The sequence below is a fragment of the Yoonia sp. genome, assembly GCF_036770585.1.
GTDB lineage: Bacteria > Pseudomonadota > Alphaproteobacteria > Rhodobacterales > Rhodobacteraceae > Yoonia.
Genome location: NZ_DAIPIW010000040.1, coordinates 1 through 13,214 on the forward strand (window position 1 = coordinate 1; position 13,214 = coordinate 13,214).

Genomic DNA, 13,214 nt, shown 5'->3' on the forward strand with positions numbered 1-13,214 from the left:
TCGGTGCGTCTCGATGGCGAGGATATCACCCGCCTTTCCCCGCAAGAGCGCGTGGTCAAGGGCATGGGGTTCGTGCCGCAGGTGCGCAATATCTTCACCTCGATGACCGTCGAGGAAAACCTCGAGATGGGGGCCTTCATCCGCCGCGACGATTTCCGCGATACCATGGCGCAGGTCTATGATCTGTTCCCGATCCTGAAGGAAAAGCGCCATCAGGCGGCGGGCGAGCTGTCGGGCGGGCAGCGCCAGCAGGTCGCCGTGGGCCGCGCCCTGATGACGAAACCCAAGGTTCTGATGCTGGACGAACCGACGGCAGGTGTCTCGCCCATCGTGATGGATGAATTGTTCGACCGCATCATCGAGGTCGCCCGCACCGGTATCCCGATTCTGATGGTGGAACAGAACGCCCGCCAGGCGCTGGAGATTGCGGACAAGGCCTATGTGTTGGTGCAGGGCCGGAATGCCCACACCGGCACGGGCAAGGAACTGCTGGCCGACCCCGAAGTCCGGCGCAGCTTCCTTGGGGGATGATCATGGGACAGACAGGCTCGGCACCAGAAAAGGGTAAGCTCTGATGGATTTTCTCAACGCAATCGTCGCACTTGCGAATTTCGTGATCGTGCCGGGCCTTGCCTATGGGGCGCAATTGGCGATCGGGGCGCTGGGGGTCACGCTGATCTACGGCATCCTGCGGTTTTCGAACTTCGCCCATGGCGACACGATGGCTTTCGGCACGGCGATCACGATCATTGTGACGACGGCCTTGGTCGGTGCGGGGATCACCTTTGGTCCGCTGCCCACGGCCCTGCTGGCCCTGCCGGTCGGGATTGCCGTCACCATCGGTCTTTTGCTGGCAATCGACTGGGGCGTCTACAAATTCTACCGCAAACAGAAGGCCTCGCCGGTTATTCTTGTGATCGTGTCGATGGGTGTGATGTTCGTGATGAACGGGGTCGTGCGCTTCATCATCGGGGTCGGCGACATCAACTTTGCCGATGGCGAGCGCTTCCTGATTTCCGCACGCGATTTCCGCGACATGACAGGCCTTCAGGAAGGGCTGGCGATCCGCACCACACAGGTCATCACGATCGTTGTGGCTTTCGTCGTCATGGCCCTGCTGTTCTGGTTCCTGAACAAGACCCGCACCGGCAAATCCATGCGCGCCTTTTCCGACAACGAGGATCTGGCGCTGCTGTCGGGCATCAACCCCGATTGGGTGGTCAAGGTGACGTGGATGATCGTCGCGGCGCTGGCGACCACGGCCGGTGTGCTTTACGGGCTCGACAAGTCCTTCAAGGCCTTCACCTACTTTCAGTTGCTGCTGCCGATCTTCGCCGCCGCGATTGTCGGGGGCCTGGGCAGTCCGGTCGGCGCCATCGCGGGCGGCTTTGTCATCGCCTTCAGTGAAATCACCATCACCTATGCGTGGAAAAAGGTGCTGACCTACATGCTGCCCGACAGCCTTGCACCGGATGGTCTGGTGCAGCTTTTGTCCACCGACTACAAATTCGCGGTCAGCTTTTCGATCCTGATCATCGTGCTGCTGTTCCGACCTACCGGCCTTTTCAAAGGACAATCCGTATGAGCAACACCGTCAGAGATACCGCGCTTTTCGGCGTCGTCGCGATCCTGTTGATCGGAACGGGCGTGATACAGGGCTGGAACTCGGCCCTCTTGATCCTGAACATGGGGCTGATCTCGGCGATCATGGCCTTGGGCGTGAACCTGCAATGGGGCTTTGCGGGGCTGTTCAACATCGGGGTCATGGGTTTTGTCGCATTGGGCGGCCTTGCGGCGGTCTTGATTTCGACGGAACCCGTGCCCGAGGCCTGGCAGGCCGGTGGTTTGCGCATCATCGCGGGGCTTATCTTCGGCGCGGCGACGGTCGTGGCCGCGGTGATCGCGCAAAAGCGGCTGAAGGGCCGTGCGCGGACCCTGTCGACGCTGGCAATTCTGGTGATCGGTTTCTTCATCTACCGCGCCATCTTCGATCCGGGCAAGGTCGCGGTCGAGGCGGTGAACCCCGCGCTTCAGGGCAACCTCGGCGGGCTGAGCCTGCCGATCATCCTCAGCTGGCCCGTGGGTGGCCTGCTGGCCGCCGGGGCCGCGTGGATCATCGGCAAGACCGCGCTTGGCCTGCGGTCCGACTATCTGGCGATTGCGACGCTCGGCATTGCCGAAATCATCATCGCGGTCCTGAAAAACGAGGACTGGCTGGCCCGTGGCGTCAAGAACGTGATCGGCCTCGACAGCCCTGTCCCCGATGCAATCTCGCTGCAAGGCAATCCGGCCTTTGTGGACACCGTCGCGCGGATCGGCCTTGATCCGGTGGCCGGGTCCACGATCTTCAACAAGGCGGGCTATGCGATCCTGTTCACCATCGTCCTGCTGATCCTGCTTTGGCTGGCGCAAATGGCGCTGAAAAGCCCATGGGGCCGCATGATGCGGGCGATCCGCGACAACGAAACCGCAGCCGAGGCGATGGGCAAGGACGTCACCGCACGCCACTTGCAGATCTTCGTGCTGGGGTCGGCGGTCTGCGGCATCGCAGGCGCGATGATGACCACCTTGGACGGCCAGTTGACGCCCGGCAGCTATCAGCCGCTGCGCTTTACCTTCCTTGTCTGGGTCATGGTCATCGTCGGCGGGTCGGGCAACAACTTTGGTGCGATCCTTGGCGGTATGCTGATCTGGTGGCTGTGGGTGCAGGTGGAACCGCTTGGGCTGGGGTTGATGAACATTCTCAGCAGCGGGCTTGAGGATGGCAGCCCCCTGAAGGATCGTCTGATCGAATCGGCGGCCCATATGCGCTTGCTGACCATGGGGCTTGTGCTTTTGCTGGTGCTGCGTTTCAGTCCCCGGGGCCTGATCCCGGAACGCTAAGACGGAGACAACGATGGCAAGGGTCTTTCGCTGGCTTGTCAGACTGACGACGGCCTTGCTTGTGCTGGCCGTGGCGGCGATTGCACTGGTCTATTACTTCGCCTCACGCTCGTTGCCCGACTACAGCACCACGCAACAGGTCGCAGGCATCGCGGCACCGGTCGAGATCGTGCGGGACACTGCGAACGTCCCCCACATCTTCGGGCAGACGAACGAGGACGTCTATTTTGCCCTCGGCTATGCCCATGCGCAGGACCGCCTGTGGCAGATGACGATGCTGCGGCGCACGGCCCAGGGCCGCCTGTCCGAGCTTTTCGGCGAACGCACGCTGCGCATCGACGAGGTGCTGCGACGCTTCGATCTCTATTCGGTCGCCGTGGCATCGGTGCAGGTGCAGGACGCCGAGACCACGGCGGCACTTGCCGCCTATGCCGAGGGTGTGAACGCGTGGCTCGCGGAAGTGAACGAAGGCGCGCTGGGACGCGGCGCGCCCGAGATGTGGCTTTTCAACCATGCCATCGCGCCCTGGCAGCCGGCGGATTCGCTTGCGCTGCTGAAGCTGATGGCGCTCGACCTGACCTCGAATCTCGAGGACGAGGTGCTGCGGGCCCGCACCTCGCTTTTGCTCAGCAATGAACGGCTGGCCGATATCCTGCCGGACGACCCGACCTCTGCCGTGGTCGAACTGCCCGAATACGCCGCCCTTGTGCCCGGCGTGCCCGATTACACGCCCAATATGCGGCTGGCCTCTGATCCCTTGTCGCCTTTCACCCTGCCCGCCCTGCGCGGTGCCTCGAACGCATGGGCCGCCACGTCGGAACGATCCGCGACGGGATCGACCCTGCTGGCCAACGACCCGCATCTGGGCCTCAGCGCCCCGTCGATCTGGTATCTGGCGCGGCTGGAACTGGAAACCGGCGGGATCATCGGCGGCACGATCCCGGGGATCCCTGCCGTCATGGTCGGGCGCAGCGATCTGCTGGGATGGGGCCTGACCTCGGCCTATGTGGACGATCAGGATATCTTCATCGAAGAGGTGAACCCCGACAACCCCGAGGAATACCGCACGACCGACGGCTGGCAGCGGTTCCGGACCCGCGACAGCATCATCACCGTCAAGGATGCGCCCGCCGTCACCCTGCGCCTGCGCTGGACCGTGAACGGGCCGGTGATGCCGCGCAGCACCTATGACCTTGGCACGATCACACCGCAGGGGCATGTCGCGTCGGTGTCCTGGACGGCCCTTTCGGACCGCGACACATCCATGTCCGCCGCCCTCGCCATCAACCGCGCCCGCACCGTGGAAGAGGCGATTTCCGCAGGCGAAGGCTTTATCGCGCCCGCGATGAACCTGACGCTGGCGGACCGCAACCGCGTCGGCATGAAGGTCATCGGCGCCCTGCCCGCCCGCGATCCCAACCACCAAAGCCAGGGCCGCTTGCCCTCGTTCGGCTATCTGCCCGAGAACCGCTGGCAGGGGCGCTTTCCCTATGACCAGAACCCGCTGGTGCTGGACCCCGAAGGCGGGATCATCGGCAATACCAACAACAAGACCACCGACCGGCCATTTCCCAACCATATCACGCATCTTTGGGGCGATACCCAGCGCATCCAGCGCTGGCAGGGCCTGATGCAGGCGCGCGAGGTGCATACCCGCGACAGTTTCATCGAGGCGCAACTGGACACCGTCAGTTTCGCGGCGCGCACCCTCTCGGCGCTGATGGGGGCCGATCTGTGGTTCACCGGCGACCCTGCCCCCGCCGGCACGCCCGAACGGCGCAGGCAGGATGCCCTGACGCTGCTTGCCGCGTGGAACGGCGAGATGAACGAACATCTGCCCGAGCCGCTGATCTATGCGGCATGGACCCGCGCCTTTCAGGACCGGCTGATCCGTGACGAACTGGGCCCGCTTGCCAGCGAATTCACCCATGTGGACCCCGTCTTAATCGAGCGCGTGCTGCGCGACGTGGACGGGGCTGGTGTCTGGTGCGACGTGATCCAGTCCGCGCCCGTCGAGACCTGCACCGATATCGCCCGTCAGGCGCTGGACGACGCGCTGATCTGGGTGACCGAGACCTATGGCGCCGCGATCGAAGCCGTGCGCTGGGGCGACGCCCATGTGGCCATGCATGATCATCCCGTCCTTGGCGGGACCCCGATTCTCGAATGGGTGGTGAACATCCGCCAATCCACCAGCGGCGGCGACTTTACGCTGAACCGCGCGCGCACCTCGGGCGAGGACCCGCATCCGTTCCGCAACGTGCACGGCGGGGCCTATCGCGGCGTCTACGACTTCGCCGATCCCGACAGTTCCGTCTTTATCATCTCGACCGGCCAGTCGGGCCATCCGCTGTCACGGCACTACGACAATCTGGGCGAGCTTTGGCGGCGCGGTGAATATATCCCGATGTCACTTGATCCCGCCTTAGCGCGGGCGGGGGCTGTCGGGGTGACGGTGCTGGAACCGCGGTAGGCTAGTCACCGGACGTCCTGCGCGCTGCCTTTTCCCGATCTTTGTCGAACTGCTCCCAGACGTGCATCCGCCCCTTCTGCCGCGCATCCGCCAGCCAGAGCTTCTTGCGCGCGGTCTCGGGTTCGAGATGCCGATAGGCCCCGCCCGAGAATTTGGGCCAGTCGATTGCCATGCCGCATTTGACCATCTCGGCCGAAAGGTCGCGCCCGTCTTCAAGGTAACATTTCGCGACGGTCCGCCCGTGTGCATCCAGTGCCAGCACCTCGGCCCTGATCGTCTGCCCTTTGCACAAGCCGTGCAGCGCCCATTTCGCCTTCTGGCCATAGGGGTGGTTCATCTCTGGGGCATCGACACCGAAGAGACGGATCTGGGTCTTCTGAATCACCAAAGTGTCACCATCGACGATATAGGCCCGCCCTTTCAGCTGCCGTTGTTTGATGTCCGGCTTTGCGGTCTGGCCGTCAAAGCTCTTGGGCGGCACTCGGCGCTGCGAAAGACTTGTCGGGTTGGCGCGATAGACCGGCTTTGGCCGCCGGTCATGACCACCGCCGCGCGGGCCGCCAGAGCGTGGTCGGTTTCTTCCTGACCTTCCGCGCATCACCAGCACGACGCCGAGGGTCAACAAGACATAAACAATTTCCAACTAACCGGGGCCCGCACTGACAATGATCGTTGCACAACCCTAGCCTGCAAGATGACGGCCTGACCAGCCCAGAAAGGGACCACAGCCTGCGACTTATGACAGCCGCGCAAAGCGTTCCTTCTGGATCGCGGTCCAGAGAACCGTCAGGTTATAGCCTGCCTCGGTCTGGGTCTCGGACTTGACCACGCCCGCATCGAAAAGCCATGCGCGCTTCTTTCCATCGGCAAAGCCGACCGTGATCTCCTCTTCCGTGCGGGGGTCTTTGACCTTGTCGGCAATCGCGGCAAGGAGCGCCTCCAGCCCTTCGCCGCTGATGGCCGAAATCGCGAAGAGATCCTCCATCCGGCTTGCCTGCGTCAGAACCGCATCGCGCGCGTCCCCTTCCAGCCGGTCGATCTTGTTCCAGACCTCGATCAGGGGCGCGTTCTCGGCCACGCCCAGCCCGTGCAGGATCGCCATGACGTCTTCCGCCTGTTCTTCGGTTTGCGGATGGCTGATGTCGCGCACATGGACGATGAGATCGGCGTCCAGCACCTCTTCCAGCGTCGCGCGGAAGGCCGCGACAAGTTGCGTGGGCAGATCGCTGATGAAGCCCACGGTGTCGGACATGATCACCGCGTCACCGGTCGGCAGCACGATCTTGCGCATCGTCGGATCGAGTGTCGCGAAAAGCATGTCCTTGGCCAGCACCTCGGCCCCGGTCAGGCGGTTGAAGAGCGTTGATTTGCCCGCGTTGGTATAGCCGACCAGCGCCACGATGGGGAACGGCACCTTGGCGCGGCTGGCGCGGTGCAACTCGCGCGTCTTGACCACCTTGGCAAGCTGCTTGCGCAGGCGGTTCAACTGGTCATCAATCGCGCGGCGGTCGGCCTCGATCTGGGTTTCCCCCGGTCCACCGACAAATCCCAGACCGCCGCGCTGACGTTCAAGGTGGGTCCAGGCCCGCACAAGCCGCGTCCGCTGGTAGCTCAGCGCCGCCATCTCGACCTGCAGCACACCTTCGGATGTGCGCGCGCGGTCGCTGAAAATTTCGAGGATCAGCCCCGTCCGGTCGAGCAGCTTGACGCCCCATTTCTTTTCCAGATTGCGCTGCTGCACCGGTGTGACAGGACCGTCGATCAGGACAAGCTCGACCTCGTTGTCGTGAAACACGGTCTTCAGCTCGTCGATCTTGCCTGACCCGAACAGCATCCCGGGCTGTATCTTGGGCAGGCGCACGATATCGGCCCCGACCACCTGAAGGTCAGGCAGGGCAGCGGCCAGCGATACCGCCTCTTCCAGCGCAGGTCCGGCCAATCGCCGGTGCTGGTCCGATTTCAGGTCTGGGTGCAGAACCCAAGCCCGGGTGACGGGCTTGTCATGGCTGAGCAAGGTTACTCTTCACCTTCATAAAGGGAGATCGGCTGCGCTGGCATGATCGTGGAAATCGCGCTCTTGTAGACCAGTTGTGATTGTCCGTCGCGGCGCAACAGCACGCAGAAGCTGTCAAACCACGTGATGACACCCTGAAGCTTGACGCCGTTCACCAAAAAGATCGTCACGGGAACCTTTGTCTTTCTGACGTGATTCAGAAAGGCATCTTGCAAATTCGCTTTGTCGGCAGCCATCTGGCGTCCCCTCGTTTCTTTTGTTTTTGGGGGTCATCCGCCCCACGTCTCGCAGAATTTGAGTATGTCGTGGGAAACACAGAGTTTCTAGACATATTCGAAAATTATTTGTGGCGACTAGCGTCGCCAGATTTCGGGGTTGAAAAGGGCGATGATCGCCAATGTCTCCAACCGACCGAGAACCATCGCGAAGGCAAGCACGATCTTGGCCGTATCCGGAATACCCGCATAGGAAATGGGGTTTTCCGCCCCGACCAAGGCCAGCGGTCCGGTTGTCGAAAGCGCCGCCACGGCAAGCACCATCGAGGTGTCGAACTGCACGCCGGTCAAGGACAGCAAGAGCATCACCGCCGCGATGCTCAGCGCGAAGAGCATGAAGAAAATCCACGAGATATAGGCGCCCTGCCGCCTGATCCGCCGCGCCTCTCGGCCGCCGCCACCGACGGAGGCGGGATGCAACAGCCGGTCCTGCTCTCGCTCGCTGTGACGGTAGAGCGCGTAAATCCGCAGCAGTTTCACGCCTCCGGCTGTCGTGGCGACCCCGCCCCCGATCAGGGCAAGGCCGACCAGGAACAGACCCGGCGTGCTCAGCCCCGACCAGTCGGCGGCATCGGCCCATTCCGCAGATTCGAACCCCGTTGTGGTCAGAAAGGACGCGACGGTGAAAAGCCCGCCCCAAAGCGCGCCTGCCATCTGGGCCAGGGTGACAGGGGCCGCGGTGTCCGTGGCGCCGATGAAATGGCGGGCAAAGAGGACACTGGTGACCAATGCTATCAGGAACAGCGCCACGCCGACCTCGGGATCGCGCCAGAGCGGTCCGCTGACGTCACCTGTCAGGCCGGGACTGAAGGTGCGGCGGCTGATCGCGAAGACAAGGAAGCCGAAGATCAGAACTTCGCCCCAGACCCCCGACGTCGCATTGTAAAGCCCGCCGACCGGCGTGATCCCCGAGGTCGACAGCGTCGCCATGGCATGCATCAGTGCGACGTAAGGCACATCCCCCATGATCACCAGCCCAATCCAGAGCGCAAGTGTCAGGCCAATGTAGATGGGGGCCAGAAGCAGTGTAAAGCGGATCAGGCGCTCGGACGGGTCGGCGATCCGCCCGATCTGTCTGAAGGTTCCGGTGGCCGCACTGCCGACGCCTCCACCCGCGCGCACCTCGAAGCCGCCCAGATTCATCGGCGCAAAGATCGAGACCGCGGTGATCCAGACCAGCATGCCACCCAGCCAGCCGACCAGCCCCCGCCAGATATGCTGCGAGGGCGTCAGCCTGTTGGCACTGTCATAAAGCGTGGCCCCCGTGGTGGTGAAGGACGAGACCATCTCGAACCATGCATCCAGCAGGCCGGTCCCGGACACCGCCACATTGAAGGGGATGGCAAACATGACCGGAAGAACGGTGAACGCGGCAAGAAGGCTAAGCAACTGGCTGCGCGCGACACTTTCCGGCTGATAGGTCGATGTGGCGATCCCGATTGTCAGGGTCAGCAACAAGAACAACAGGAAGCCGTAGAAGAAGACGCGCATGGTATGAAAGTCTTCGGTCACCGCCGCATGGGCGGCAGGCACCAGCATGGCCACGGCGCCCAACCCCATAAGCACGACAAAGAACGGCAGGCGAATAATCCACTGCATCAGAAAAAGTCGATAGAGACCTGCAAGAGACGCTCGACCTCGGGGACGTCCTCGGTCATCGCGAAGATCGCGATGAAATCGCCCTCTTCGATCCGCGTATCGCCCGTCGGACGCACAACCTTGCCGCCCTTCATGACCGCCCCGATCAGCGTGCCCTCGGGGAAGGCGATATCGCGCACCTTCTGCCCCGAGATCGGCGAGGTTCCCAGAACCTGTGCCTCGATGATCTCGGCCTCGGCGTCGCCGATGGAATAGACCCCCCGCACCCGCCCGTGCCGGATATGGCGCAGGATCGAACTGACGGTCGTTGCGCGCGGGTTGATGTAGGCGTCGATATCCAGAGGCCCCATCAACGGCACCAGCGTCGGATCATTGGTCAGGCTGATCGCCATCTTGCAGCCCATCTCTTTGGCACGGACCGAGGCCAGCAGGTTCGTCTTGTCGTCGTCCGTCACCGCAAGAACGGCGTCAGCCGATGCGATATTGGCCTCTTCCAGCAGGGCCGCATCAAGACCGTCGCCGTGCAGCACGATCGTCCGGTCCAGTGCATCGGCGGCGCGTTCGGCCACCTCGCGGTTCTTTTCGATGATCTTCACGCGCACACGTTCGGTGCGTGCCTCGAGCGCCTGTGCCACGCCAAGCCCGACATTGCCGCCCCCGATGATGACGATGCGTTCCTGCTTTTGGTTGGACTTGCCGAAGATTTCCAGCGTGCGGGTCATGTCCTCGGTATGGGTGAAGACATAGCAGTCATCGCCGGAAAAAATCTGGTCGTTGGCGGCCGGGGCGAAAAGGACACCCTCGCGGCGAATGCCCACGACCACGGCCCGCAGCGTCGAAAAGAGATCGGTCAATTGGCGCAGCGGCGTGTTGATCACCGGACAGTCGTCGTCGATCGTGATGCCGAGCAGCTGTGCGCGGCCTTCCAGAAAGCTTTCCGTATCGAAGGTCGCCGGTGCCGCCAGCCGCTGCAACGCGGCCTCGGCGACCTCCCTTTCGGGTGAAATGACGACATCGATCGGCAAATGGTTGCGGCGGTAGAGGTCCGAATACCGCGGGTCGAGGTAATTCTGCGCGCGCAGGCGCGCGATCTTGCGCTGCACGGAAAAGACCGAATGGGCCACCTGACAGGTGACCATGTTGACCTCGTCCGAATAGGTCGCCGCGATGATCATGTCGGCATCCGAAGCGCCCGCGCGGTCCAGCACATCGGGGTAGCTGGCATGGCCCGCGATCCCTTGCACATCCAGCGTATCGGTGGCGCGACGCACCAGATCGGGATTGTTGTCCACCACCGTGACGTCGTTGTTTTCACCGGACAGATAGCGGGCAATCTGCCAACCGACCTGCCCCGCCCCGCAGATGATCACTTTCATAGGTCTTCGCCTTCCACATAGGCGATGCGCCCGCCGGCCTTGCTGGTGGTGACCACGCCAAGGGATTTCAGTTTGCGGTGCAGCGCCGAGCGTTCCATCCCCACGAACGAGGCCGTCCGGCTGATATTTCCGCCAAAGCGATTGATCTGGGTCAGCAGGTATTCGCGTTCGAAAAGCTCGCGCGCCTCGCGCAGCGGCAGGGTTGCAAGGCCGCCCGACAGCACGACGCGGCCCTCTTCACCGCCGCTTTCCTCGCCGCTGGGCAATTCCTTGGCCGTGATGTCACCGGTGTTTTCACCAAGGATCAGAACACGTTCCACGACGTTCTTGAGCTGGCGCACATTGCCCGGCCAGAGCATCGTCTGCAACAGCGCGCGCGCGTCATCGGCCAGTTTGCGCAATGGCAGGCCCTGCGCCTTGTTGAAAGCCGCGATAAAGTGTTCGGCCAGCAGCGGGATATCCTCGCGCCGCTCTTCCAGCGAGGGGACCGAGATCGGAACGACGTTCAGACGGTGATACAGCTCTTCGCGAAAGCTGCCCGCCTTGATCGCGGCCTCCAGGTCGCGGTTGGTGCTGGAAATCACCCGCAGATCGACCTGCACCTTGTCGGTGCCGCCGACCCGCTGGAACCGCTGTTCGACCAGCACACGCAGGATCTTGGACTGGGTGACCAGCGGCATGTCGGCGATCTCGTCAAAATAGATCACGCCGCCGTTCGCCTCTTCCAGCAGCCCCGGTTCGATCCCGCGTCCCGAATTCTCGCGCCCGAAAAGCACCTCTTCCATCCGGTCCGGCGCGATAGAGGCGGAATTGACCGTCACGAAAGGGGCCGAGGCGCGGTTCGAATTGGCGTGGATATAGCGCGCCGCGATTTCCTTGCCCGCACCAGCGGGCCCTGTCAGCATGACCCGCCCGTTGGACTTGGTCACCTTGTCCAACTGGGATTTCAACGCGCGGAATGCGGCACTGTCGCCCAGCAAATCCGCGCTCTGGCTTTCGCCGCGTCGCAGCTGTGTGTTCTCGCGGCGCAGGCGCGCGGTTTCCATGGCGCGGCGGATCACCACAAGCAACTGGTCGATGTTGAAGGGCTTTTCGATAAAGTCGTAAGCCCCCTGCTTGATCGCCGCGACCGCGATCTCGATATTGCCATGCCCCGAGATGATCACGATCGGCACTTCGGGATGTTCACGCTTGACCTGCTTGAGGATGTCGATCCCGTCCATGTTGCTGTCTTTCAGCCAGATATCGAGGATCATCAGCGCCGGCACCTCGGCGGCGATCTGGGCCATGCATTCGTCGGAGGTTCCGGCCAGCCGTGTCGTGAACCCTTCGTCCTGCAGGATTTCCGAGATCAACTCGCGAATGTCGCGTTCGTCGTCGGTGATCAGAATATCGCCCATGATTTCCCTCAAGCTGGAACTTTCGCGACCCGCTCAGGGGCCGAGACAACAGGTAATTGGATGACAGCACAAGCCCCGGCATGGGACTGGCCCTCGAAGACCTCGGCATCGGTCAAGGCCAGCGTGCCTCCGTGTTCTTCGATGATCTTCTTCACGATCGGCAGGCCAAGGCCGGTGCCCTTGTCGCGGGTGGTGACGTAAGGCTCGAACAGCCGGGCGCGGTCCTCGGGCAGGCCGATCCCGTTGTCCGCGATGCTTATCTCGACATGGCCATCCCGCAGCATCATCGCCACGCGGATCTCGGGCCGATAGTCGGTCTCGGCGTGCTTTTCGAAATAGGTCTCGGTCGCCTCGCCTGCATTCTTAAGAAGGTTGGTCAGCGCCTGCCCGATCATCGTCCCGTCCATATCGACCAGCACCTCGGCATTCGGCAGGTCGGAAGTGAAATGGACCTCGGGCTGTCCGGCGATCTGCAAGGCAAGCGCATCCGCCAAAAGCCCGCGCAGGTCGGCCTGCTGCAACTCTGGTTGCGGCATCCGCGCGAACTTGGAAAACTCGTCCACGATCCGGCGCAGGTCGTTGGTCTGCCGCACGATGACATCCGTCATCTGTTCCAGCTTGTCGGCATCCTCGCCCACCTGATTGTGGAACTTGCGTTTGATGCGTTCCGCCGACAGTTGGATCGGCGTCAGGGGGTTCTTGATCTCATGGGCGATGCGGCGGGCCACGTCACCCCAGGCGGCCATGCGCTGGGCGCTGACAAGGTCGGTCACATCGTCGAAGGCGACGACATATCCTTCCAGCGCGCCGTCGTCCGTCCGCCGCTCGGACATCCGCACCAGCAGGCTTTCCTGCTGGCCGCGCCGCACAAGATTGACCTGGCTCTGGACGCTTTCGCGTTCGCTGTCGCGGACTTCGGCAAAGAGATCCGCGAACTCCGGCACCGCCACGACAAGCGCCATGTCCTCGCTGCCCTGATCGAACGACAGCAGTTTGCGCGCCGAAGGGTTCGCAAAGGCGATCCGCCCGTCCGCATCAAGGCCGACAACGCCCGAGGTCACCGAGCTGAGCACGCTGTCGAACAGCCGCCGGCGCCGTTCCGTGATTTCGTTTGTCTTCAAAAGCTCGTCGCGCTGGCCTTTCAGCCGCTCGGTCATCTGGTTGAAATAGTTGCCAAGCTGCGAGATCTCGTCC

11 protein-coding genes are annotated in these 13,214 nt (G+C 62.8%); 4 read left to right on the top strand and 7 right to left on the bottom strand.

Annotated features, from left to right (window positions below; all coding sequences use genetic code 11):
• From V7N12_RS08710 to V7N12_RS08725, 4 genes are all read left to right on the top strand, one after another.
• Positions 1-531: ABC transporter ATP-binding protein (locus tag V7N12_RS08710; RefSeq protein ID WP_333714085.1), on the top strand; the 531-nt coding region annotated here is incomplete at its 5' end.
• Positions 532-574: 43 nt separating this feature from the next.
• Complete coding sequence (locus tag V7N12_RS08715; protein ID WP_333714087.1) at positions 575-1,585, top strand: branched-chain amino acid ABC transporter permease; 1,011 nt, start codon at positions 575-577, stop codon at positions 1,583-1,585.
• On the top strand, positions 1,582-2,883 hold the full coding sequence (locus V7N12_RS08720; protein WP_333714089.1) for a branched-chain amino acid ABC transporter permease: 1,302 nt from the start codon (positions 1,582-1,584) through the stop codon (positions 2,881-2,883). Before V7N12_RS08715 ends, V7N12_RS08720 begins: the two co-directional genes overlap by 4 nt.
• A 13-nt stretch (positions 2,884-2,896) precedes the next feature.
• Entirely contained in the window at positions 2,897-5,356 is a 2,460-nt protein-coding gene (locus V7N12_RS08725; RefSeq protein WP_333714090.1) for a penicillin acylase family protein, read from the top strand.
• A gap of 1 nt (position 5,357) precedes the next feature.
• Here the strand turns inward: V7N12_RS08725 and V7N12_RS08730 are convergent, their stop codons facing one another.
• From V7N12_RS08730 to V7N12_RS08760, 7 genes are all read right to left on the bottom strand, one after another.
• On the bottom strand, positions 5,358-5,837 hold the full coding sequence (locus V7N12_RS08730) for a thermonuclease family protein (protein ID WP_333714091.1): 480 nt from the start codon (positions 5,835-5,837) through the stop codon (positions 5,358-5,360).
• 255 nt (positions 5,838-6,092) lie between these two features.
• A complete protein-coding gene (hflX, locus tag V7N12_RS08735; protein ID WP_333714092.1) occupies positions 6,093-7,370 on the bottom strand; it encodes a GTPase HflX in 1,278 nt (425 codons plus the stop codon).
• A 2-nt stretch (positions 7,371-7,372) separates the two neighbouring features.
• On the bottom strand, positions 7,373-7,606 hold the full coding sequence (gene hfq / locus V7N12_RS08740; protein ID WP_007204924.1) for an RNA chaperone Hfq: 234 nt from the start codon (positions 7,604-7,606) through the stop codon (positions 7,373-7,375).
• 117 nt (positions 7,607-7,723) lie between these two features.
• Positions 7,724-9,244: a TrkH family potassium uptake protein gene (locus V7N12_RS08745; RefSeq protein WP_333714096.1), complete on the bottom strand. Its 1,521-nt coding sequence runs from the start codon at positions 9,242-9,244 to the stop codon at positions 7,724-7,726.
• Positions 9,244-10,620 (bottom strand): Trk system potassium transporter TrkA, encoded by a 1,377-nt coding sequence (gene trkA, locus V7N12_RS08750; protein ID WP_333714098.1) that lies wholly within the window; start codon positions 10,618-10,620, stop codon positions 9,244-9,246. The genes V7N12_RS08745 and trkA overlap by 1 nt, the downstream gene beginning before the upstream one ends.
• Positions 10,617-12,020: a nitrogen assimilation response regulator NtrX gene (gene ntrX, locus V7N12_RS08755; protein WP_333714100.1), complete on the bottom strand. Its 1,404-nt coding sequence runs from the start codon at positions 12,018-12,020 to the stop codon at positions 10,617-10,619. The genes trkA and ntrX overlap by 4 nt, the downstream gene beginning before the upstream one ends.
• A gap of 8 nt (positions 12,021-12,028) precedes the next feature.
• Positions 12,029-13,214, bottom strand: a 1,186-nt coding sequence (locus tag V7N12_RS08760; protein WP_333714102.1) for a sensor histidine kinase, incomplete at its 5' end; no start/stop codon positions are given.